This window comes from Corynebacterium sp. zg254 (assembly GCF_024701495.1).
Lineage (GTDB): Bacteria > Actinomycetota > Actinomycetes > Mycobacteriales > Mycobacteriaceae > Corynebacterium > Corynebacterium zhongnanshanii.
On sequence record NZ_WIAR01000002.1, the window covers coordinates 182,055 to 202,898 of the forward strand.

At 59.1% G+C, this 20,844-nt stretch carries 20 protein-coding genes, 3 tRNA genes and 1 other RNA gene; 8 read left to right on the top strand and 16 right to left on the bottom strand.

Going from position 1 to position 20,844, the window contains the following annotated elements; all coding sequences use genetic code 11:
- Positions 1 to 30 precede the first annotated feature (30 nt).
- A complete protein-coding gene (panB, locus tag GC425_RS06445; RefSeq protein WP_151844420.1) occupies positions 31 to 906 on the top strand; it encodes a 3-methyl-2-oxobutanoate hydroxymethyltransferase in 876 nt (291 codons plus the stop codon).
- 18 nt (positions 907 to 924) lie between these two features.
- Here panB and GC425_RS06450 read toward each other — a convergent pair whose 3' ends face one another.
- The 4 genes from GC425_RS06450 to GC425_RS06465 form a co-directional block, all read right to left on the bottom strand.
- Positions 925 to 1,095 (bottom strand): hypothetical protein, encoded by a 171-nt coding sequence (locus tag GC425_RS06450; RefSeq protein ID WP_192930403.1) that lies wholly within the window; start codon positions 1,093 to 1,095, stop codon positions 925 to 927.
- Positions 1,096 to 1,156: 61 nt separating this feature from the next.
- Positions 1,157 to 1,602: RNase P RNA component class A (rnpB, locus tag GC425_RS06455), an RNA gene on the bottom strand.
- Positions 1,603 to 1,615: 13 nt separating this feature from the next.
- Entirely contained in the window at positions 1,616 to 2,743 is a 1,128-nt protein-coding gene (locus GC425_RS06460; RefSeq protein ID WP_231699755.1) for a reverse transcriptase-like protein, read from the bottom strand.
- Between the two features lie 67 nt (positions 2,744 to 2,810).
- Entirely contained in the window at positions 2,811 to 3,626 is an 816-nt protein-coding gene (locus GC425_RS06465) for a Nif3-like dinuclear metal center hexameric protein (RefSeq protein ID WP_151844421.1), read from the bottom strand.
- A 116-nt stretch (positions 3,627 to 3,742) separates the two neighbouring features.
- Here GC425_RS06465 and GC425_RS06470 point away from each other — a divergent pair, with 116 nt between their 5' ends.
- On the top strand, positions 3,743 to 4,228 hold the full coding sequence (locus tag GC425_RS06470; protein WP_257822601.1) for a low molecular weight protein-tyrosine-phosphatase: 486 nt from the start codon (positions 3,743 to 3,745) through the stop codon (positions 4,226 to 4,228).
- Here GC425_RS06470 and GC425_RS06475 read toward each other — a convergent pair whose 3' ends face one another.
- The 4 genes from GC425_RS06475 to GC425_RS06490 all read right to left on the bottom strand — a co-directional run bounded on the left by GC425_RS06475 (position 4,229) and on the right by GC425_RS06490 (position 7,360).
- Entirely contained in the window at positions 4,229 to 5,344 is a 1,116-nt protein-coding gene (locus GC425_RS06475; protein ID WP_192930404.1) for an SURF1 family protein, read from the bottom strand.
- A 193-nt stretch (positions 5,345 to 5,537) separates the two neighbouring features.
- Positions 5,538 to 5,610 (bottom strand) — tRNA-Val (locus GC425_RS06480).
- A gap of 71 nt (positions 5,611 to 5,681) precedes the next feature.
- Positions 5,682 to 6,122, bottom strand: coding sequence for a DUF3052 domain-containing protein (locus tag GC425_RS06485; RefSeq protein ID WP_151844424.1), 441 nt, complete (start codon positions 6,120 to 6,122; stop codon positions 5,682 to 5,684).
- Positions 6,123 to 6,325: 203 nt separating this feature from the next.
- Positions 6,326 to 7,360, bottom strand: coding sequence for an alpha/beta fold hydrolase (locus GC425_RS06490; RefSeq protein WP_192930405.1), 1,035 nt, complete (start codon positions 7,358 to 7,360; stop codon positions 6,326 to 6,328).
- Between the two features lie 45 nt (positions 7,361 to 7,405).
- On the opposite strand from GC425_RS06490, the gene GC425_RS06495 reads away from it, so the two are divergent.
- A complete protein-coding gene (locus tag GC425_RS06495; RefSeq protein ID WP_151844426.1) occupies positions 7,406 to 7,753 on the top strand; it encodes an acyl carrier protein in 348 nt (115 codons plus the stop codon).
- On the top strand, positions 7,753 to 8,655 hold the full coding sequence (locus tag GC425_RS06500; RefSeq protein ID WP_151844427.1) for a serine hydrolase: 903 nt from the start codon (positions 7,753 to 7,755) through the stop codon (positions 8,653 to 8,655). Before GC425_RS06495 ends, GC425_RS06500 begins: the two co-directional genes overlap by 1 nt.
- 4 nt (positions 8,656 to 8,659) lie before the next feature.
- Here GC425_RS06500 and GC425_RS06505 read toward each other — a convergent pair whose 3' ends face one another.
- From GC425_RS06505 to GC425_RS06520, 4 genes are read right to left on the bottom strand one after another with little or no spacing between them, the layout of a single operon-like run.
- Positions 8,660 to 9,598 (bottom strand): amino acid ABC transporter permease, encoded by a 939-nt coding sequence (locus tag GC425_RS06505; RefSeq protein ID WP_151843017.1) that lies wholly within the window; start codon positions 9,596 to 9,598, stop codon positions 8,660 to 8,662.
- A complete protein-coding gene (locus GC425_RS06510) occupies positions 9,598 to 10,284 on the bottom strand; it encodes an amino acid ABC transporter permease (RefSeq protein WP_151843016.1) in 687 nt (228 codons plus the stop codon). The genes GC425_RS06505 and GC425_RS06510 overlap by 1 nt, the downstream gene beginning before the upstream one ends.
- A gap of 17 nt (positions 10,285 to 10,301) precedes the next feature.
- On the bottom strand, positions 10,302 to 11,198 hold the full coding sequence (locus tag GC425_RS06515) for a transporter substrate-binding domain-containing protein (protein ID WP_151844428.1): 897 nt from the start codon (positions 11,196 to 11,198) through the stop codon (positions 10,302 to 10,304).
- A 33-nt stretch (positions 11,199 to 11,231) separates the two neighbouring features.
- Complete coding sequence (locus tag GC425_RS06520; RefSeq protein ID WP_151843171.1) at positions 11,232 to 11,960, bottom strand: amino acid ABC transporter ATP-binding protein; 729 nt, start codon at positions 11,958 to 11,960, stop codon at positions 11,232 to 11,234.
- A gap of 250 nt (positions 11,961 to 12,210) precedes the next feature.
- Here GC425_RS06520 and GC425_RS06525 point away from each other — a divergent pair.
- Both GC425_RS06525 and GC425_RS06530 read left to right on the top strand, forming a co-directional pair.
- Positions 12,211 to 12,287, top strand: a tRNA-Ile gene (locus tag GC425_RS06525).
- A 969-nt stretch (positions 12,288 to 13,256) separates the two neighbouring features.
- Complete coding sequence (locus GC425_RS06530; protein WP_151843014.1) at positions 13,257 to 13,934, top strand: nitroreductase; 678 nt, start codon at positions 13,257 to 13,259, stop codon at positions 13,932 to 13,934.
- Between the two features lie 293 nt (positions 13,935 to 14,227).
- On the opposite strand, the gene GC425_RS06535 is transcribed toward GC425_RS06530, so the two are convergent.
- From GC425_RS06535 to GC425_RS06545, 3 genes are all read right to left on the bottom strand, one after another.
- A tRNA-Asn gene (locus tag GC425_RS06535) sits at positions 14,228 to 14,300 on the bottom strand.
- A 131-nt stretch (positions 14,301 to 14,431) separates the two neighbouring features.
- Positions 14,432 to 15,109 (bottom strand): MBL fold metallo-hydrolase, encoded by a 678-nt coding sequence (locus GC425_RS06540; RefSeq protein WP_151844429.1) that lies wholly within the window; start codon positions 15,107 to 15,109, stop codon positions 14,432 to 14,434.
- 2 nt (positions 15,110 to 15,111) lie between these two features.
- Positions 15,112 to 16,215, bottom strand: coding sequence for an S-(hydroxymethyl)mycothiol dehydrogenase (locus GC425_RS06545; protein WP_151844430.1), 1,104 nt, complete (start codon positions 16,213 to 16,215; stop codon positions 15,112 to 15,114).
- Positions 16,216 to 16,485: 270 nt separating this feature from the next.
- Here GC425_RS06545 and GC425_RS06550 point away from each other — a divergent pair, with 270 nt between their 5' ends.
- Positions 16,486 to 16,833 carry a hypothetical protein gene (locus tag GC425_RS06550; RefSeq protein WP_225723582.1) on the top strand — a complete coding sequence of 116 codons (348 nt, stop codon included), beginning with the start codon at positions 16,486 to 16,488 and terminating at the stop codon, positions 16,831 to 16,833.
- Positions 16,834 to 16,900: 67 nt separating this feature from the next.
- On the opposite strand, the gene dnaG is transcribed toward GC425_RS06550, so the two are convergent.
- Positions 16,901 to 18,898 carry a DNA primase gene (dnaG, locus tag GC425_RS06555; RefSeq protein WP_151843532.1) on the bottom strand — a complete coding sequence of 666 codons (1,998 nt, stop codon included), beginning with the start codon at positions 18,896 to 18,898 and terminating at the stop codon, positions 16,901 to 16,903.
- Between the two features lie 155 nt (positions 18,899 to 19,053).
- On the opposite strand from dnaG, the gene GC425_RS06560 reads away from it, so the two are divergent.
- Entirely contained in the window at positions 19,054 to 20,829 is a 1,776-nt protein-coding gene (locus GC425_RS06560; RefSeq protein ID WP_151844431.1) for a GMC oxidoreductase, read from the top strand.
- Positions 20,830 to 20,844 lie beyond the last annotated feature (15 nt).

Consider the following 20,844-nt stretch of genomic DNA (forward strand, 5'->3'; position numbering starts at 1 on the left):
GTGGAAAGGTCACACACCACGCGTGGCACAATGAACACTATGACTTCTGCCCACAACAGCTCCCAGACTTCATCGCACGACGTACCCCAGGGCTACATGGTCCCCACCAAGCAAATCCGCCTGTCAGACCTCCAAGCCCGCAAAGGCCCAGACAGCACCCCGTTTGCCATGGTCACGGCCTACGACTACTCCACCGCCGTAGCCTTCGCAGAAGCCGGAATTGAGATGATCCTGGTGGGCGACTCCGCCGCCAACGTAGTCTTTGGCTACACCGCCACCCAGCAAGTCTCTATGGACGAAATGTGCTACCTCGCCGCGGCGGTTGTCCGAGGAGCGGGCAACGCCTTCGTTGTTGTGGACCTTCCCTTCGGCACATACGAGGCCTCGGACGAGCAGGCTGTGGCGTCGGCAGCAGAAATCATGCGTCGCAGCGGCGGGCACTGCGTGAAGATCGAAGGTGGCGAGCGTATCGCCCCACGCATCAAGGCGCTGAAAAACGCCGGCATCCCCGTCTGCGCGCACATCGGGTTCACCCCGCAGTCCGTCAACGCACTCAGCGGATTCAAGGTTCAAGGGCGCGGCGCGGGAGCAGAACAGCTCAAGGCGGACATGCGCGCCGTTGCGGAAGCCGGTGCGGACTTCGTGGTCATGGAAATGGTGCCCGCCGCCATTGCCCAGGAGATCACGGAAGAATGCCCCGTCCCTACTATCGGCATCGGCGCCGGCCCACACTGCGACGGCCAAGTGCTGGTGTGGCACGACATGGTCGCATTCCCCGCCGGCGGACACCGCCCGAAGTTCGCCAAGCAATGGGGCAACGTGGGAGCCACAATGACCCAAGCCGCCGCCGACTACAAGCGCGAAGTGGCCGAGGGAACCTTCCCGGCGGAGGAGCACTGCTTCTAGCGCTGGGCTCTGTGAAGGCTAGTCTTCGTCGTCGTAGTCGTCGGCCTGCTCGTTGCGCTTGCGCGCGATCTCCAGCGCGTTCTGTGCTTCCTCCTTGGAGGAATACGGCCCCATGCGGTTTTCCCAACCGCTGGCCTTATCTTGGCTGACCTGTCCCGTTGCGCTATCAAACCACCATTGTTCAGACATGGTTGATAGTCTACGCGAACGCCGAAAAGCCTGGGGTGCTTCATCGGCCGAGGTGTGTAAGCGGCCGAGACAATCTGTGAGCCGGATTCTGTCATACGCCGCCACCACGAATGGCCCGTGCGGCGCGAGGTGATCATCCATCTGGACCAACCATCGCTGGTGGCCTCAAGCGGTCTACCTGGTTCTTCAATCAGACGGGCCGCCCTAGAACCGGGCAGCACTGCCGCACACTGCTTCAGTGGCAGATATGGGGTAATGCTGCCTCTTGACCTTGCTCCCAGTGGGGTTTACCGAGCCATCCCAGTCACCTGGAATGCTGGTGCGCTCTTACCGCACCTTTTCACCCTTACCAGTATCACTGGCGGTACTTTTCTGTGGCACTAGCCCGCAGGTCGCCCTGGGTTGCTGTTAGCAACCACCGTGCCCTATGGAGTCCGGACTTTCCTCCGCGCGCGGCGTGTGCAATGACTTGCCCGTTCCGCGCGCCGCGATCACCCGATTGTCTCAGCCGATCTACACCCTACCGCAGATGATGAACATCGTTGAGACGGCGAAGCATAGGGGTAGTGTCCTTCCCCCGCATCCACTCCGCGATGGACAAGGAACCATCATCCAGATAGATGCGCGAACTGGCAGTGCGGACCGATCCCAGCACCCACCCGATCAGCCGGGCCAAGGCATCCGGGTGTCCTATTAATGCGATGGTCTTGCCGGGCAGCTTCTCCTCGATGCTTCCCATCGCCGCCTCGATCTTTGCGCTGGACTTCCGCTCCAAGTCCGCGCACTCCTTCAGCTGAGGAGCTTCGCTGCGGAGGCTAGAGTGCTGCGCGAACCGCCCCATCTGATCCGTCATCTCCTGCGCAGCATTCCTGGCAGACTTCCCCACCGGATACACCGCATCCACTCCCCCACGGGAAGCCAGATACTCCACGGAACGCTGCGCACGAGGCGTCAAACCACCCGCAGGTGGCTCCTTGGTAGTCGTGCCGCAGGCTACGAACACAAACCGGGTACGGGACACGGGCGTGGCCTGAACGTCTCGTTCGTCTCGTGATGTTTCCTGCGATGTAACTTCTGTGTTCTGCGGTGCGGTCTCGGCATCATGCCGCTCTGTCTTTGAGGCCTGTGGTTGAGCATCTGCACCCTGCTCAGACACCACATCCTGGCTGAACCACTGCCCGGACTCCCCATCATCCATCGCCCGATTCGCCAACTCATCAGCCCGCTTATTTTGCGCGCGTGGAACCCACGTAAAACTCACCGACGCCAACTGCCCCTGCAGCTTCTTCGCCTCAGCCGCCAACGGCTTCATGTCCGGGTGCTTGATCTTCCACCGGCCGTTCATCTGCTCCACAATCAACTTGGAATCCATGAACACATCCACGGCCACATCGGCGGGCGCAACTCCCCGGCGCTCGCCGACCTCCTTGGCGAGCTCCAAGCCGTTAATCAGACCCCGATACTCCGCCACATTGTTGGTCGCCGACGCAATAAACTCCCAACGCGCCGCAATTTCTTCGCCAGCACCGCGAATGACCGCGCCGACGTCGGATAAGGTCGACCCAGCCCCGGCACGACCAGGATTTCCGCGGGACCCGCCATCGCACTGCAGGCGCAAATGGATCGATTCGGTGGCGGGGGTTGGCATACTACGGCTCCTTATCAGGTTCGGGTGGCGAGGTTGTGAGCGGCGGGGTTGGGGTTCGCTTCAGCGGCTACGGCTGGTGAATGGTCCACGGATCGGTGCACAGGCCAATCACACGCGCCTGCGCGCCGGTGCCCTTCGCGACCACGTCCGCGGCCTGCTCACACCAGGGAAACTCGCTGGCCCAGTGAGCGGTATCAATAACGGGGCAACCACCCATGCGCAGGTGCTCATCCACCGGGTGATGGCGCAGATCGGACGTCACAAAACAATCCACGTCCATCCCCGCGACCTGCTGCAGGAAACTATCGCCTGCGCCGCTGGCCACGGCTACGGTGCGGATCATCGCCTCGGGATCGCCCGCGGCGCGAATACCCCACTGAGTCTTCGGCAGGCGCTGCTCCACCCGGCGGGCAAACTCCGCCAAGGTCATCGGCGTATCCAGCTCGCCCACGCGACCAATCCCCAGATCCTCGCCCGACGCGCTGCGCTCCCCCTCGATCGGACGCAGCGCAGGCCCCGGAGTTACGCCCAAAAGCTCCGCCAGGCGGTCATTCACGCCAGGCCGGGCGGAATCCGCGTTCGTGTGCGCGGCGAACAGCGCGATCTTGTGGCGAATGAGCTTGTGGATGATCCGCCCCTTCGGGGAATCAGCGGGGACAGCCGTCACGCCGCGCAGCAGCAAGGGGTGGTGGACGACGAGCATGGTCGCTTCGGAGTCGATCGCCTCATCCACGACAGCATCTGTGCAGTCCAAGGCGAAGGCAACCTTGTCCGCGGGCTCTTTCGGGTCGCCGCAAATCAGGCCCACGGCGTCCCAGCTTTCGGCCAGTCGCGGCGGGTAGGCTTCCTCCAGCACAGACACAACATCGGCAACGGTGACCACGGCTATGACCCTCCACAATGGTTTTGGTTCTTTTGTACGGTGTTGCGACCAGCCTACTCGAACGCAGTCTGCTGTTTTCAGGCACACTGGGTCAAGTTTCAGGCACACTGGGAGTCATGGCTACCAACACAATCATTACTGTCGTGTGCACGGGCAACATTTGCCGCTCCCCCATGGGAGAAATCATGCTGCGTGATTATCTAGCCGAGCATGGAATTGAGGGAATCACCGTTAATTCCTGTGGCATGGCGAATTATCACGTAGGAGACGGCGCGGATCCGCGCGCTATTAAGCAATTGGACGCGGAAGGCCACGATGGCACGCAACATGTTGCCAGCCAATTCGGCGCAGACTATGCGGGTTCCGATGCGCTCTTGGCGATGGATGAGGGTCATGCTCGCGGGCTCATTCGCGCTGGTGTGGACCCGAAACGCGTGTTCCTGCACCGCGCGTTCGACCCCGAATCCTGGACAGGAGACCTCAATTCCCTGGACGCCCCAGAAACCGAGGACCCCTATTATGGCAACCAATCGGACTTTGCCCGCGTTGCCCAGGAAATAAAGGCCGCGCTGCCGGGAATTGCTGAGCACTTTCAGCGTTAGTTAAAAACGCTCGCCGTTGTTGTTCCTGCGATTGGCGCGTGAACTTCGCGATTTACCGTAGCGATTCCGCATTTTCTGTTCCACGGAATCTTCGGCGATGGGTGCGGGTTGCGTGTCCTTTTTTTCATTGTCCGACGCCAGCTTCTCCTCCCCTACAGTTCCCTCCGACGCCTGAAGCTCAACGCGCTCCTCACGCTCCCTGCGGCGTTCTTTCAGCTCGGACCACACAAACCAGCCCAGGATGATGGGGGCAATGATGCCGAAGGCGATCCACTGGATTCCATAGGACAAGTATGGGCCAGAAGTCAGCTGCGGCAGCGGGATGGGGCGCAGGCCTTTGTCTACGGACTGCTCATCAGCTTGGACATAACCTTTGATCAAGTGCGTGCCGGTGGCCTGTTCATTCAGGGAGGCGCTGATGGTGTTGACAACCTTGTGGCCATCCGCGGTGGCTACCGAGGACTCGCCAGGGTCTTCATCCAGTTTGAGGAATCCAGAGATGCTCGTGGGGCCGGTGGGGCTGGGAGGAATGTCCGGAATGGTTCCGCCGGCGCCGGGGGCGATGAAGCCACGGTTGACCATGATGGTGTGTGGTGCGGATGGGGCGGCGGGCTTGGATGTGGGCTTTGATTCGGCCGCGGATCCGGGGGCTTCCGAGAGCTCAAAAGGCGTGAGAATCTGGAACACCACCGCCCCATCGACCGCACGGTTACGCAGGACAACGTCCTGACCAGGCACATAACTCCCATCTAGGGTCACATGGGTCCAGTCATCGTCTTCGCGAACCTGGTCCTGACCGGGCTTCATGACGCTGGTCAGAGGCACCGGGTCTTGGTGGAACGCCTGCTCCAGGCGCTGATTGTTGGCGGAGTTGCGTTCGTTTTTTCCCAGTTGCCACGGGGCGAGGGTGGTGAAGGCCACGTAGCTGAACGCTATGACTAGGACGAGGGCCAGTGCCCACCCGGGCGACAGGAAGGACTTCCATCCCTGGGGCTTGCTGCGCTGCGGCTTGCTGCGCTGCGGCTTGCTGCGCTGCGGCTCGGTGCGCTGAGTCCTCTGGCTTCCCGGGGCGTGCTGGGAGCGGGTGTTCTCTGGCCTGGGAGGTTGAGTAGTCACAGTGTTAATGTAGCAGCCTTGTGCGGCCGGCTGTGCCCTGCCCACAGGCACACCCCCTACAAATTGTTCGACGAAAACGCCAGATTTGGGGCCAAATCTGGCGTTTTCGTCGAACATTTTGTGAGTGAAGGATCCAAGTGACCCACCAACAGCAAAACTCCGGACGCTCATCGCGTCCGGAGTTTTCATTCAGTGCGCCCTGACGGGTTCGAACCGCCGACCTGCTGGGTGTAAACCAGCTGCTCTTCCAGCTGAGCTAAAGGCGCGCGCTTGGTGCGTGGATAACAATAGCACGGCACCCTATGCCCTCAACAAATCCCCAGTATGAGAGTTATTTTTAGCGTTTGTAGCCTCGCCCGACGAGGCACGCACCCTGCCAATCTCCCAGACGCTCGGACTTAGTCTGCACAAGCCCCGCCAATTGCGCGGATTCTGCAATCACGCCTGGCTCGATAGCTCCCTCGCGTCCGGCTGGCGGGGTGAGCAACCAGATTCGGCTTTCCTCTCCCAGATTGCGGATGGCGTCTACCAGTCCATCGACCAAGTCTCCGTCTTCAGCGCGCCACCACAACAGCACAAGATCCACTACTTCGTCGGTATCTTCTTCCAACAAAGGTTCACCAGTTACTTCTTCCAGTGCTTCGCTGATGGAGGAGTCACAATCCTCGTCCCATCCGATCTCTTGGATCACATCATCAGCAGAAACGGAAAGTAATGCAGCCCAGTCAGCATCCGTTGCCGTGGCCTTTGGCGTTCCAGTTGTCTGTGGTTGTCCCACTGTTTGTTTAAGCCTTTCGAAGAAGTCGTCCGTTATTTCTTAAGCAACGATCCGTTCGTGAAGAACGTTCCTTACAGAAAACCTAACACAGATACCGTGCTGGAGAACCTCCAAATGCTCGAACTTGCTTGATGTTTTCCCGTTTTCGCGCCACAACACGCCCGCGCTTCGTCGATCATCTCCACAAACCCCACGAACCTCCACTAAGAACTCTGCGCCAGCACCCGCCCAATCGCCTCGTTCACGGCCTCGGGGCATTCAACTGGCAGCATGTGCCCAGAGTCCGGGAACTCCACAACTTCGGCCCCAGGCCACAGCGCGCCAATCTTTCGAGTTTGTTCCGCTGGGGTGACGTCGTCGCATGCGCCGACCATCACCACTCCGGGGATCCCTGCCAACAGTGGCGCGGCCGCGGTCTCGTCGTGTGTGGCGAGGTCGTCCAGGTATCCCAGGATGGTTCCCATGGAGGTACTGTCGATTTCGTCGGCGTGGAAGTCCACGATGTCGAACTTGTCCGAGTCACCTTCCTCCAGTGCACCGTGGTACACGAATCCAGCGATGACGGGTTTGATGATCCATTCCATTCCGTCTTTCGCCAGGTGCGCCGGCGCGGGCAGTGTTTTCCCGATTTTCCTGAGCACGCGCACGGGCGGCGAATCCAGGATTTGGGTGATGCCGTCGGAGGCGAAGCGGTCGATGGCTCCGTTGATGAGGATCACGCCGGTCACTCGCGATCGCAGTTGCGGTTGCATCAGTCTCAGTGCCCCGAGCACGGTCATCACGCCCATGGAGTGCCCCACCAGCACCAGGTTTTTGTCAGCGGTCACCAGGTGGTCGAGGATTTCCAGCAGGTCTTTGGATGTCTCTGCCACGCCAAGCTGCGCGGGTTCGGGTCGCCCGCCGCCACTGTTAATGAGCACGGAGCTGTCCCCGTGGCCGCGAAGATCAGGCAGGAGCAGGCGAACGTCCGGGTGCTCTGTGCGCAGATATTTTGCTTGGAAGAACCAGGAGTTGGAGGTGAGGGTAAATCCGTGGGCGAAGAGCATTACGGTGGATGCGTCTTCGGGCCCGAGGTCGTTGACCTTGAGTTTTATCCCGTCGCGGGATTCGATGTGGTGCACGCGATCGACATCGGGCAGTCCGGGAAGGTCTGGTTTGTGGTTGCGCAGGCGCCGGACGAATCGCTTGGATAGCTGGCGGGCGGATCGCCCTACTCGGGTTTGGCTTAGAATTGACACAATAGATTTATCCAACCATATTTCGGACTCTGAGAAGGGGTTTACGTGTCTAATTCTTCTGAAGGTGCGCTCTCGCAAGATGCGAAGGCTAAGTTGGCTGCTGCGTTGGGTTCTTCGTCCCAGCACGCTGAGCAGGCTGACCAGGGTGATTCGCAGGATACTTATGCGGGTGTTGTGCGGATTGTGGATCAGGCGACGGGTATTGAGGCTCAGGAGCTTACCCGTGATGCTCGGATTCATGAGGATTTGAATATTGATTCTTTGTCCATTGTGGATATTGCCGTGCGCGTGGAGGATGCGTTCGGGGTGCGCGTGGAGGAATCCGATATTCATGATGCGGAGACGCTGGGTGATCTGGTGGACCTGATTGATGAATTGATTGCGGCGCAGTAATGCCTTTGTCATATTCGACGCCCAGCGCGCGCTTCCCCGCCCTGCATGACCTTGAGGGCTGGCCTGTGGAGAGTGTGTCTGCGGCCGTGGTGGAGGCGTCCGTACCTGATGGCTCGTCGGCGACGGGTTCTGGGTCACCGTCACCGAGGGTGACGACCTGGGGTGATACGTCGCAGGTGTACAGCCTGGCTTCGGTGAGTAAGTTGCTCACCGCCTATGCGGTGCTGATCGCTGTGGAGGAGGGTGCCTTCGAACTGGATGACCCCGTACCTAGCTCGGTGGCTGCTGATTGGAAGTCGCCGCCTACTGTCCGGGAGCTGTTGGCTCACGCCAGCGGCGTGGGTTTTCGGGAGCGTTCGCCTGAAAAACCTGCGCAGACGCGACGGATATATTCTTCTGCGGGATATGACATGTTGGCCGATACCATCGCGGACACCACGGGTATTTCTTTTGAGGATTATGCCTCGGAAGCACTGAATATGCCGTTGGGAATGTCGATTGATTTTAGCGGTTCGGCGGGTCATGGGTTCCGCGCGAGCGTGGACGATATGAGCACATTCGCGGCGGAAGTGCTCCAGCCTCGGTTGCTGTCTCCGTCAACGCTGCGGGAGGCGTTCACCGTCCAGTATCCAGATCTGGATGGTGTGGTTCCAGGCTATGGGATGCAGAAGCCGTGTCCTTGGGGCTTGGGCTTTGAGGTTCATGGGGAGAAGACGCCTCATTGGTTGGGCGCGTCCATGCCGGAGGATGTGTGCGGGCATTTTGGCCAGTCCGGGACGTTCCTGTGGGTGCATCCGGACAGCGGCGCCGCCGCCGTAGTCCTCACGGATGAGGACTTCGGCGACTGGGCGAAGGAGCGCTGGGATTCTTTCAATGACTCCCTGTGGGAGCAGCTGCACTAGTGCTCTATTCGAAGGTAGTGCGCAGGTCCTTGTGACCTTCCGCATGCCAGTCCACGTTCACATTGTCCTTCGTTTCCAGGCCCTGTTCCTTTTGCTGCGGAACCTTGGCCACAATGTTGCGGCGCGCACGGCCGGAACGAAGCTGGCGCTCGATGCGTTCGGCAAGCGACGCCAGGCCCATGTTGATCAGAATCATGATCACGGCCACTAGCACCAGTGCCGGGATCATCGCACCGTAGTATTCGCCCAGCTGACGGCCCGAGCGCACGACCTCCACGAAACCAATCATGTAACCCAGGGCGGAGTCCTTCAGTGCGATCACCATCTGGGAGATGATGGCCGGGAGCATGGCAGCCACGGCCTGCGGCAGCAGAATCAGGTACATGGATTGGCGGTGGCGCATACCCAACGCAATGGCCGCCTCACGCTGCCCACGGGGCAGGGACTCGATACCGGAGCGCAAGGTTTCCGCAATAACGGAGCCGTTGTACATGGTCAAGCCAAAGACCACGGCCGAGAAGCCCAGCCAGCTGGACGGAACCAACTGGAGGGAAGAGAAGGCGGAGTAGGCAAACAGCATGAGCACCAGCACGGGGATGGAGCGGAAGAACTCCACGATCACCCCACAGACGGTGCGCACGAAACGGTAAGGAGACAAGCGTCCTACACCCAGCAAGGTTCCAATCACCATAGCCAGGATGATGGAGGCCACTGCCGCTCCGATGGTACTGAACAGGCCGGGAAGAATATACGTTGTCCAGGTAGTACTGTCTGCAAAGAAGGACCACTTAGCGGACTCAAATTGGCCCTTGCTGTTCAGCTTGAGACCCACCAGGGCCAGGATGCCGAGGACCACCACGATCGTGACAACCGTGAATATCTTGTTGAGCCGCTCCCCCTTCGGACCGGGGGTATCGTAGAGCACTGTTGCGCGTGTAGACATTATCGCTTCACCGCCCATCGCTTACCAGCCCAGCCGAAGAACAAGCCTGTGGGCAGGGTCAGAATGATAAAGCCCACAGCAATCACTCCGAAGATCACCAGAATGTCGCTGGCGTAGTCCTCCGTCAGAGCCTTCATCAACAGGGATGCTTCGGCCACACCAATCACGGAGGCGATGGTGGTGTTCTTCGTCAGCGCGATCAGAGTATTTCCCAGGGGGACGATCGCACCGCGCAGAGCTTGAGGGAAAATCACGTGGCGGAAATTCTGGGAGAAACTTAAGCCCAGCGATCGGGCGGCTTCTGCCTGGCCGAACGGCACGGTGTTGATTCCGGAGCGCAGAGATTCAGCGACGAAGCAGGAGGTGTAGGCCACAAAAGCGAGCACCGCCAGTCGGAAGTTCTGCTTTTCAATGAACGTGTCATTCTCGACGGCCAACAGCAGGCCCAGGTTGTAGTACAGGCCCATGGAGGCGAGCAGAATGATGAGCGTCAGCGGCGTATTACGGACAATGTTGATGTACCACGCTGACAGGGTGCGCAAAATGCCGACGGGGCTCACGCGCATCGCGGTGAGGATCGTGCCTACAATCATCGATCCCACGGCGGAATAAAACGTCAACTTGATGGTCACCCAGAATGCGGGAAGCAATTCGGGCTTCATCTCGGACCATAGTTCGGGGTTCATAGGTGCGTCCCTCCTTCCTATTTCTTATCGACGAATGAGAGGTCGCCAATCTTCGGCTTTCCACCGAGGTCAACGTTATCTCCCAGGTTTTTGGCGACGATCTTCGCGAACGCGCCGGAATCGTGCATGTCATTCAACGCTTCGTTGACCTCGTTGCGGGCTGTTCCATCACCCTTCGGCAAGCCGATGCCGTAGTACTCATCGGTCCAGAACGAGCCGTCGTCGTTTTTCAACTGAACAACGCTATATTTCTCACCGAAACGTTCCTGGTAACGCTGCGTGAAGCCAGCCAAGATGGTGGCGTCGGTAGTCGTGGCATCCACCACGTCTTGTTTCAGACCCTCAGCGCAGGCGGCATACGTATCGAACTCCTGGAGCTGCACCTCCGGCAGCGCAGATTTCACCTTCTGCGCTGGCGTGGAACCAGACACAGAGCACAGGCGAGTTCCGGGTGCGATGTCCTGCAAGCCGGCAATTCCGGATTCTTCGCGGACCAACAGCGCTTGGTGCGTGACCAGGTATGGCCCGCCAAAGTCCACGGCCTTCAGACGGCCCTTATTGATGGAATACGTAGCGGCAATCATGTTGACTTCACCATTGTTAATCAACGCTTCGCGCTGCGCGGATGGCGTTTCGCGCCATTCCATCTCGGGGATTGACCAGCCGTGTTTCTTGGCGATGTACTCCACAACATAGCGGGAGACGTCGGTATCGAGCCCTTCGAAGTTTTTCTCCGGGGTGCGCTCGCCCAAGTTGGGTTGGTCGTATTTCGTTCCGAGAACCACGTGGCCTGCTTCAATATCAGCCAGCAGGTCCCGTGGCCCTCCTGAGCCACACGCGGCTAGGGTGACCACGGTGGTCGCCGCGATTACCGCTGCGGCGGTACGTTTCAGTGCGTTACGTATGGTCAGCATCAGTATCCTCCTTCCCTCATGCTCAGTGGCGTTCTAGTGGTTCACGATCTTGTCCAGGAAATCCTGCGCACGATCGGTCTCGGGGTTGGTGAAGAAGGTCTCTGGATCCGTGTCCTCGATGATCGCACCGTCGGCCATGAAGAGAATGCGGTCGGCCACTCGGCGCGCGAAGCTCATTTCGTGGGTAACCACCACCATGGTCATGCCGCCTTTGGCGAGGTCTGTCATCACGTCCAAAACCTCGTTGATCATTTCTGGGTCCAGGGCGGAGGTGGGCTCGTCAAACAGCATCACCTTCGGGTCCATGGCCAGGGCGCGGGCAATTGCCACGCGCTGCTGCTGACCGCCGGAAAGCTGGGCAGGGTACTTATCGGCCTGGGCTGCGATCCCTACGCGATCGAGTAGCTCCTCGGCGCGTTTACGGGCGGCATCCTTGGAGGTTTTGCGCACCTTGATGGGAGCCAGCGTGACGTTGTCACGGATGGTCATGTGGCTGAAGAGGTTGAATTGCTGGAAGACCATGCCGACTTCAGCGCGGAGTTTCGCGAGGTCTTTGCCTTCTTCTGGCAGGGTCTTACCATCGATCCGGATCTCACCTGAGTCGATGGTCTCGAGCCGATTGATGGTGCGGCAGAGCGTGGATTTACCGGAGCCGGACGGGCCGAGGATAACGACTACTTGTCCAGCAGGGACGCTGAGATTGATGTCTCTCAGAGCGTGGTAGTCACCGAAGTGCTTGTTCACGTCCGTGAGCTCAATCATCGTTGAAGAATCAGTGGGTGTTGACATGCTCATATCTTAAGTGCCTGCCCCTACAGTCGATGGTGGTTTTGCCATTTTTGCCCTACTAAGCGCCGAACGAGGGCCTTCCAAGGGACTGGCGATGCCCACACTGGCCTGAACATGGCCTAGGAGGACGAACTGGTTAAAACTGGTCAGAGCGACCCCAAGGGCGTTCTGATGGTGCCCCAATTCAGAATCCCCTGTCAGGTGTGGTTGAATGTATAGCGCTGGGGCTATAGCTCAGTCGGTTAGAGCCGCGGACTCATAATCCGCTGGTCGCGGGTTCGAGCCCCGCTGGCCCCACCACCTTAGTCTCGTATGTTTCCATCACCCATCGGCGACGCACCACGAGCCACCTCACCGAATGCCCCGGGCGGACATTCCGACGATGAGAATCATGCGCCGTGCCATCTAAACCGCAATCACAAATGCATGGACACATCGCCGTGCAACTATCACCGCAGGTAAACAACACAGACAGACACCACGACGCTACAGCTTAGTCATGCAGCGCAAAGCCCCTTGAGAACACGAGCCACTGAAAGCGACCTCACGCCATAGCCTCACAATCGATTCGATTACCATCACCAGCAAGAATCCCTAGACAGCAGACAGATTGACGCAAAACCCTGCGAAGCGGTTCTTCTTGTGATTAGGTTAAGGATAGCGGCCGTGCTATCGATAAGAAAGGTAGGGTTCAGTGTGATTTTGAAATGGTTAGGCATCACCAAAACCGAAGAAGACAAAACTGAGGTTAGCAAGGCTTCGCTGATCATTCCGCCGTTAATTTTCATAATATCTCTCATCCTCACGACCCGCATTTTTCACTCCATCTCACCAGCGACTATTAGAAATGATGAACTCGGAAGATGGCTTCCACTCATGTGCGGATCCTTCACCGCATTAGCAATAAGCTCCTCAGTTAGATTCATCATACTCAGATCTACAAAGGCGAATAAATAACGCACTATACCTAGATTTCAAGGCATGACCCTAGCTCATTCTCAACCACTTTCACATAATCATTGGAAGCCGTCTCAAGAGCATGAGAATGCCGCCGACATGAGAAACGTAATATTTGGTCACGGCCGCCCCTAAGCGCTCATGCGAATACAGCGAAAAGTCGAACACATACTGGTCAGAAATTGAAATCTCTGAACATTGCGAGCTCAGCAGACTTACGGACGTCCGGGGCGGTTCGCATACGGACACGTCGCCGCATGCGGGCGATGTCCGCCCTGCACACCCCTCAGCACCACGCGTAGAGTGTCTGCCATGAGCACATCTGACTTCATTCGACACCGCCATTCCCCTCGCGCATTCCTGCCTGACCCCATCCCCAACGACGTCCTGAAAAATATTTTGCTCGACGCCCAGTCTGCGCCCTCTAACTCCAATACCCAACCATGGCATGTCCATGTGGTAAGCGGTCAGCGGTTGCGCGATCTGAGTGCCGCACTGATCGAGGAGTTCGATACGAACGGCCTCAATCCTGACTTCACCACAGATTATGGTCAGGGTGTACACCCTCGGCGTTCCCAGGAGTTGGCTGCCAAGGTGTACGGGTTAAAGGGCATCGCGCGCGAAGACAAGGAAGGGCGCACCGAGTTTTTACGGGAGAACCTTCGTTTCTTCGGTGCACCGTATTCCGCAATGTTGTTCATCCCTCCGATGGGTGACCGCATCCGCGCAGCCTTTGACCAGGGCACGTACGCAGAGAACTTTCTTCTGTCCTTGGAGGCACACGGCTACCATGGCATTCCGCAGGGGATGATCTCGCTCTTAGCGCCAACAGTCCGTGAGTTCCTTGGTGTGGACGAGGACTACAAGCTAGTCACAGCGTTGACGTTTGGCCGAGGTGATGAGTCCAGTCCAATGTTCCGGACGGAACCTGGCCGCGTTCCCCTGTCTGAGACAGTGACAGCCCATGGCATCGAGGGCCTAGAACTGTAAGACCGGCGAGATACTTCATCTCTCATCACCCCAGACTGAGACGTTCTCGGCCATGCTGGCAGTACGAGCGCCGGCACGACCATAGGAGTTTGTCGCAGTCCTTACGCATTTCCCCAGGACAGAATCTCGAAAGAGCGAAATAATCCTATGGTTGTGCCAGGGCGCCTCCCAACACGACCGCGACACGCCGACAGCGGACACACTTTTTGTCGCATAACCCCATATCCCAACCCCCATCCCTCCCCCGAACAGAAATAAACCCCCACACCGTAGAGGTGTGGGGGTTTAACGTGCTCCGCCAACTGGGCTCGAACCAGTGACCCTTCGATTAACAGTCGAATGCTCTGCCAACTGAGCTATGGCGGAATGTGTACTACTCAGGCGCCCTCAGAGAGTCTTAATTTCTCTCGAAGTGTTACCCTCGCTTGCAACGGTGACTACTTTATACCGCAAGCACAGCACACACAAATCAGCAGGTCAGCCTTGAAAATGAAAGCTTAGTAACCGCGCTCGATGTACTCATCGATCCGTGCGGCCTCTGCACCGATCGTCGTGGCATCACCGTGGCCCGGCAACACCGTCATGCTGTGTGGAAGCTCGAAGACCACATTCTTCAAGGACTCGATAATCGTCTCGAAGCTGGAGTATTTACGCCCAGTGGCACCAGGGCCGCCGTTAAACAGCGTATCGCCGGACAGCAGCACATTTGTGGCTTCGCCGTCCGCATTGTCCGCATCCAGTACCTCAATCACCACACAACCCGGCGTGTGCCCCGGCGTGTGGTGGAGCATCAACGACCACTGCGCCCATAGCGGATCCTCCACATCAATGGGAACATACGGCGCCTCCCCGTTGGATTCCTTCCACAGCACATCATCGTCTGGGTGAAGATACACATCCACGCCCCAGTGCTTCGCCAACTCCGGAGCCAGATCGCAGTGATCGTTGTGAGCATGCGTGAGCACAATCGCACGCACACTCCGGTCCCCTACCTTCGCCGTGATGGTGTCCGGCTCATGCGCTGGGTCAATCACTATCACGGAGTTGGATGCCTCATCGGCGATGAGATAGACATTGTTGTCCACCTCCCACTCCCCACCATCAAGGCGGAACGTGCCAGAGGTTACGAACTGTTCAACAACCGGGCTCGTCACCGGCGGAAAATCACGTGCCATGATTACAGTTCCACCACGCTTCGCAACACCGTGCCCTGCTTCATCGTCTCGAAGGCCTCGTCAACCTGATCCAGCCCAATGCGCTCGTCCACAAACTTGTCCAGCGGGAAACGGCCCTGACGATAGAGATCCACATACATTGGGAAATCGCGCTCCGGCAAGCAATCCCCGTACCAGGAAGACTTCAGGGAACCTCCGCGGCCAAAGACATCAAGCAACGGCAGCTCCAGATTCATCTCTGGGGTAGGAACTCCCACCAGCACCACACGGCCAGCAAGATCGCGAAGGTAAAATGCCTGCTTATACGTCTCTGGACGCCCCACGGCGTCTACCACAACATCCACGCCGAAGCCGCCGGTCAAGTCCTGAACCTTCTGCGTCAATTCCTCGTCAGAAAGCCCCGAGGAATTGATGGTGTGGGTGGCTCCAAATTCTTCCTTCGCACGAGCAAGCTTGGCGTCGGATATATCAATGGCAATGATCGGTGTAGCGCCAGCCAAGGCGGCACCGGCTACGGCGCTCATGCCCACGCCTCCCACGCCGATCACGGCGATGGACTCGCCGCGCTTCACCTCACCTGTGTTCACCGCGGCGCCCAGGCCTGCCATCACGCCACAGCCCAGCAGGCCAGCAACGGCGGGATCAGCCTCCGGATCCACCTTGGTGCACTGCCCCTCATGCACCAACGTCTTTTCGATGAACGACCCGATTCCCAGAGCGGCCTCCAGCTCGGTGCCGTCCTCCAACGTCATAGGCTTCGAGGCATTGTGGGTATTGAAGCAGTACTTCGGCTCGCCCTTCTTGCAGGCACGGCACTCGCCGCACACGGCACGCCAGTTCAGCACCACAAAGTCACCCGGCTCAACATGGGTGACCTGCTCGCCTACCTCTTCGACAATTCCTGCGGCCTCATGGCCAAGAAGGAAAGGGTAATTATCGGAAATGCCGCCATCGCGATATGCCAAATCCGTGTGGCATACTCCACACGCCTGAATCTTCACAATCACGTCATTATCGCCCGGCGCGGGAACCACAACGTTGACCGTTTCCACCGGTGCATTCTTTTCCCGTGCGATAACGCCCTTGACGGTTTGTGCAGAAGCCATGAATCTCCTTATGAGTCTTTCGTGGTGAATCTCTTTGTGGGTTGTCTCTTCGCGGAAAAACGCACAGGGTCACGGTCACGACCGCCACGCCCCCATGCGCATTTTCAATAAGTGTTCAACCACAGTCCGTTGTACACGAAAAATCGGCTCTCAGTGTCCGCACAGCAGCTACCCGGCGCCCACGTGGCCGATGGTCCCGACGCGCGCTGCGCAAATCCCCGTCCGTCACGTATGCTCGTAGGTTAGACCCGAAAACCCGAAGGAGAACCGATGATCCAGTTAGTAGTAGGCGCAGCAGCCGGCTATGTATTGGGTACCAAGGCAGGCCGCCGCCGCTATGAGCAAATCCGCCGCGGATACCACAGCGCTGTGAACTCGGACGTCACCAAAGCCGCCGTGCGGGCCGGCCGGAAGGCCATCGCTAACCGCCTGGATCCCGAACCGCGGATGCATGAGGTGCGCGACCTTAATTCCTCCACCCGCCAGTCCCTCGGGGAGGGCTACAGCATCGTCGAGTCCGACGAGGCGCACCCCAACGATCGTGTGGACGACCTCACCCACGGCTCGCGCACGTCCGGTGGGGACAAGAAGAAACCCTTCAACCCGTTCAAAAAGTAGTTGCTACGAGGCTAAACAAGCCTAACCGGCCTAGCCAGCCGAACCGTATACAATCGTATACACGGGACTAGCCACCCGACCCGTCGTTAATATCGAACACTCCGTACTCCGCTGCCCTCTCCTGCAGCGAACGACGGTACTTCTCCAAGGCCATGAGGTCCGCAAACAAGGCCTTATACTCCTCCTGCTGCAAATCCGGCCGCATGCGCTGCATCTGCGCCTTCATCTCCGCGATCTCGTTACCCACCCATCGCTCCTGCATGTGAGACATGATCGCGTCGGCATAAAACGGCAGCCGCTCGGCCGGGCAATGGATATCCTCCACGGTCAGCTCCGCCACCACGGCCTTGCCCATGGCGTCATCCACATGACCACCCACCCGGTCCACCCAGGCAGCTCCGGGCTGCGCGTTCGCCGCCCCGCCGGCTTTCTCCATCGCCTCGGCAATGGCGATATATGTGGCGTGAATAAAACTCTCAGGCGGCATGAGATCAAAGATCTCCCCGGCCAGTTGTGGCTCCTGCAGCGCCAGCTTGAGTACCTCGCGCGGGCCGTGCAGCATGTCGTCTGCTGGATCCGGGCGATCCATCAGGTCGTCGGAATCCACCGCGTGGAGATTCGCCCCACGGCCGCGCTCCGGTGACGCGCCGCGAGCCTGATCCGCCACTTGCTGCACGGCTCCGCGTTTCAGCTCGAACGCGGGCTTGTCACGCTGTGGCTTCCGTGCTTCCTCCCGCACCTGTGCGACGACCTCGGAGGGATTTTCCCACCCTAACCAACCCGACGCCTGGCGCGCGTACTCATCGCGTAACGCCTCATCACGGATGCCCGCGAGGACCGGCACGATGCGTCGCAGTGCCTGGACACGCCCGTCCACACTGGCAGTGTCATAGCCCTGCAGGAGGGTACGAATCACGAACTCAAACATGGGGATGCGGGTGGCAACCAGCTCCCGGACGGCAGCGTCCCCTCGCTCCATGCGGATGTCACACGGGTCCTGGCCGCCGGGGGCTACGGTCACATAGCTTCGGCCGGTGAACTCCTGATTGCCATCGAAGGCACGCATGGCAGCCTTCTGGCCGGCCTCGTCGCCGTCGAAGATGTAGATAATTTCCCCGCGGAAGAACTTATCGTCCAACATAAAGCGGCGCAGCATCTGCAGGTGCTCAATACCGAACGCGGTGCCACAGGCCGCTACTGCGGTGGTGACACCCGCGGCGTGCATGGCCATCACATCGGTGTAGCCCTCCACAACCACTGCCTGGTGCGTGGAGGCGATGGCTTTCTTGGCGTGATCGATGCCGAACAGAACCTTGGACTTTTTGTACAGCAAGGTTTCCGGGGTGTTGATGTACTTGCCCAGCTTGTCATCGTCAAAGAGCTTGCGGGCTCCGAAGCCGATGACGTCGTTGGCCACGGAACGGATGGGCCATAACAGCCTACGGTGGAAGCGATCAATGGGGCCCTTGGTGCCCATGCGGGACAGCCCTGCCGCCTCCAGTTCCTTGAAATTAAAGCCCTTCTGCAGCAAGTGCTTCGTGAGCTTATCCCACCCGGCCGGGGCGAAACCGCAGCCGAAGTGATCCGCATCCTCCATGGTGAAACCCCGGTTGAGCAGAAAATCCCGGGCCACGTCGGCCCCCTGCTCGTCAGAGTGCAGCATCTGCTGGTAGTACTCCGCCGCGGCTTTATTCGCCGCCACCAGGCGCTGGCGCGTTCCCGCCTCCTCACGTCGGCCAGGGGTTCCGCCTTCATAGGTGATCTGGTAGCCGATCCGCTCGGCACACTGCTCCACGGCCTCCGGGAAGGTGATGTGTTCCATCTTCATGAGGAAGCTGAACACGTCACCGCCCTCCCCGGTGGAAAAGCAGTGGAAGTATCCCCTGTTGGGGCGGACATGGAACGACGGGGTCTTCTCATCCTTGAACGGGCTGAGCCCCTTCATGGAGTCGTATCCCGCGGGCTTCAACTGGACATACTCCCCCACCACTTCCTCAATGGGAGTGCGTTCGCGAATTTCTGCGATGTCCCGTTCCGAGATCCGTCCTTGAGCCATGCTCCTCATGCTAGCCCCTGGCAGCGACACAGCACCACACCCCAGCTACGGACGTGCCCTCACTCCGTCTGCCTCAGTGCCCTCCACCACCACTTTTATATTTTCCTCCAGTAATTCATACAATTTTGCTACGAAACCAAGGCTCGGGTCCTATCGTAAAAAGCATGACGAACACTGCACACTCAGCACACAACAGCATTCACTATGACGTTCTGGTGATCGGCTCCGGATTCGGAGGCTCCGTCACCGCCCTCAGGTTGACTGAAAAGGGATATAAGGTTGGCGTCATCGAGGCTGGGCGTCGATTTGAAGATAAAGAATTCGCCAAGAACTCGTGGCACCTCAAGGACTTCCTGTGGGCGCCACAGATCGGCTGCTTCGGAATCCAGCGCGTCCACCTGCTCAACGACGTCATGATCCTCGCAGGATCCGGCGTGGGCGGCGGCTCCCTCAACTACGCCAACACCCTTTACAAGCCCTCCTCCACCTACTTCCAGGACAAGCAGTGGGCCCACATCACCGACTGGGAAGACGAGCTGACTCCCTACTACGAACAAGCCCAGAAGATGCTCGGCGTGGTGGAAAACCCCACCATGACCAACTCCGATAAGCGCATCAAGGAAGTGGCAGAGGAAATGGGTGTGCCGGAAACGTTCCGCATGGCACCCGTGGGCGTGTTCTTCGGCGAAAAGACCGGACTCAACGGCAAGCCGCGCGAAACCGTGGCGGACCCCTATTTCGGCGGCGTGGGCCCCGACCGCACCGCCTGCCACGAATGTGGTGAATGCATGACGGGCTGCCGCCACGGCGCGAAGAATACTCTGCTGAAAAACTACCTCTACCTGGCCGAAAAGGGTGGCACGGTGGTTCACGACATGTCCACCGTCACCGATATCACCCACGACGGTTCCACCTGGACGGTCACCACCACGCGCACCGGCACTGTGGCCACCTCCTTGGCGAAGAAGCTGAGCGCGCGCAAGAAGAATTCCTCCACCACCACCTTCACCGCCGACTACGTGGTCATGGCAGCCGGCACGTGGGGCACGCAAAACCTCCTGCACCGCCAGAAGGACAACGGAAACCTGCCTAACCTCCCAGATTCCCTGGGCTACCTCACCCGCACAAACTCCGAGGCTCTGCTGGGTGCGGCGGAAGCGAAATACCACCCGGATACGGATTATTCCGAAGGCGTGGCCATCACCAGTTCCTTCTTCCCTGCCCCCGATACGCATATCGAACCGGTGCGTTATGGAAAGGGCTCCAACGCCATGGGTCTGCTGCAGACCTTGATGACGGATGGCGACAAGCTTCAACCACGTTTCCTGGAGTTCATCAAGCAGGTCTGCCTGAACTACACGCGCATTCCTATGCTGTTTAACCTGAGCAAGTGGTCTCAGCGCACCGTCATCAATTTGGTGATGCAGACCAAGGACAATTCCCTGCAAACATTCCTGAAAAAGGTGGGTCCTTTTAATATCCTGCGTTCCCGCCAGGGCACCGGCGAGCCTAATCCGTCCTGGATTCCCGAGGGAAATGCCGCCACCCGGATTATGGCCCGGAATATGAAAAACGCCATCGCCGGTGGTGTATGGTCCGAGGTCTTCAATGTGCCTCTCACCGCCCACTTCCTGGGTGGATGCGTGATCGCCGATTCGCCGGAGACGGGCGTGGTGGACCCCTACAACCGTGTGTGGGGCTACCCAACGATGTTCGTCACCGATGGTTCCGCCATCACCGCCAACCCGGGTGTGAACCCGTCGCTGTCCATCACCGCCAATGCGGAACGTGCGGCCGCGCTGTGGCCGAATAAGGGCGACGCCGACCCCCGCCCGGCACAAAGCGAGGGCTACGTGCGGATCTCCCCCACCGAGCCGAAAAAGCCGATGGTTCCGGCGAGCGCACCCGCTGCACTGCGCCTGCCGCTGACCGTGATCTAACCCTGGCAGTGGTCT

Coding starts and splice junctions, on each gene's coding strand:
- panB (WP_151844420.1), top strand. CDS start 31: ATGAACACTATGACTTCTGCCCACAACAGCTCCCAGACTTCATCGCAC.
- GC425_RS06450 (WP_192930403.1), bottom strand. CDS start 1,095: ATGTCTGAACAATGGTGGTTTGATAGCGCAACGGGACAGGTCAGCCAA.
- GC425_RS06460 (WP_231699755.1), bottom strand. CDS start 2,743: ATGCCAACCCCCGCCACCGAATCGATCCATTTGCGCCTGCAGTGCGAT.
- GC425_RS06470 (WP_257822601.1), top strand. CDS start 3,743: ATGGCTACCAACACAATCATTACTGTCGTGTGCACGGGCAACATTTGC.
- GC425_RS06500 (WP_151844427.1), top strand. CDS start 7,753: ATGCCTTTGTCATATTCGACGCCCAGCGCGCGCTTCCCCGCCCTGCAT.
- GC425_RS06505 (WP_151843017.1), bottom strand. CDS start 9,598: ATGTCTACACGCGCAACAGTGCTCTACGATACCCCCGGTCCGAAGGGG.
- GC425_RS06510 (WP_151843016.1), bottom strand. CDS start 10,284: ATGAACCCCGAACTATGGTCCGAGATGAAGCCCGAATTGCTTCCCGCA.
- GC425_RS06515 (WP_151844428.1), bottom strand. CDS start 11,198: ATGCTGACCATACGTAACGCACTGAAACGTACCGCCGCAGCGGTAATC.
- GC425_RS06520 (WP_151843171.1), bottom strand. CDS start 11,960: ATGATTGAGCTCACGGACGTGAACAAGCACTTCGGTGACTACCACGCT.
- GC425_RS06530 (WP_151843014.1), top strand. CDS start 13,257: ATGAGCACATCTGACTTCATTCGACACCGCCATTCCCCTCGCGCATTC.
- GC425_RS06540 (WP_151844429.1), bottom strand. CDS start 15,109: ATGGCACGTGATTTTCCGCCGGTGACGAGCCCGGTTGTTGAACAGTTC.
- GC425_RS06545 (WP_151844430.1), bottom strand. CDS start 16,215: ATGGCTTCTGCACAAACCGTCAAGGGCGTTATCGCACGGGAAAAGAAT.
- GC425_RS06550 (WP_225723582.1), top strand. CDS start 16,486: ATGATCCAGTTAGTAGTAGGCGCAGCAGCCGGCTATGTATTGGGTACC.
- dnaG (WP_151843532.1), bottom strand. CDS start 18,898: ATGAGGAGCATGGCTCAAGGACGGATCTCGGAACGGGACATCGCAGAA.
- GC425_RS06560 (WP_151844431.1), top strand. CDS start 19,054: ATGACGAACACTGCACACTCAGCACACAACAGCATTCACTATGACGTT.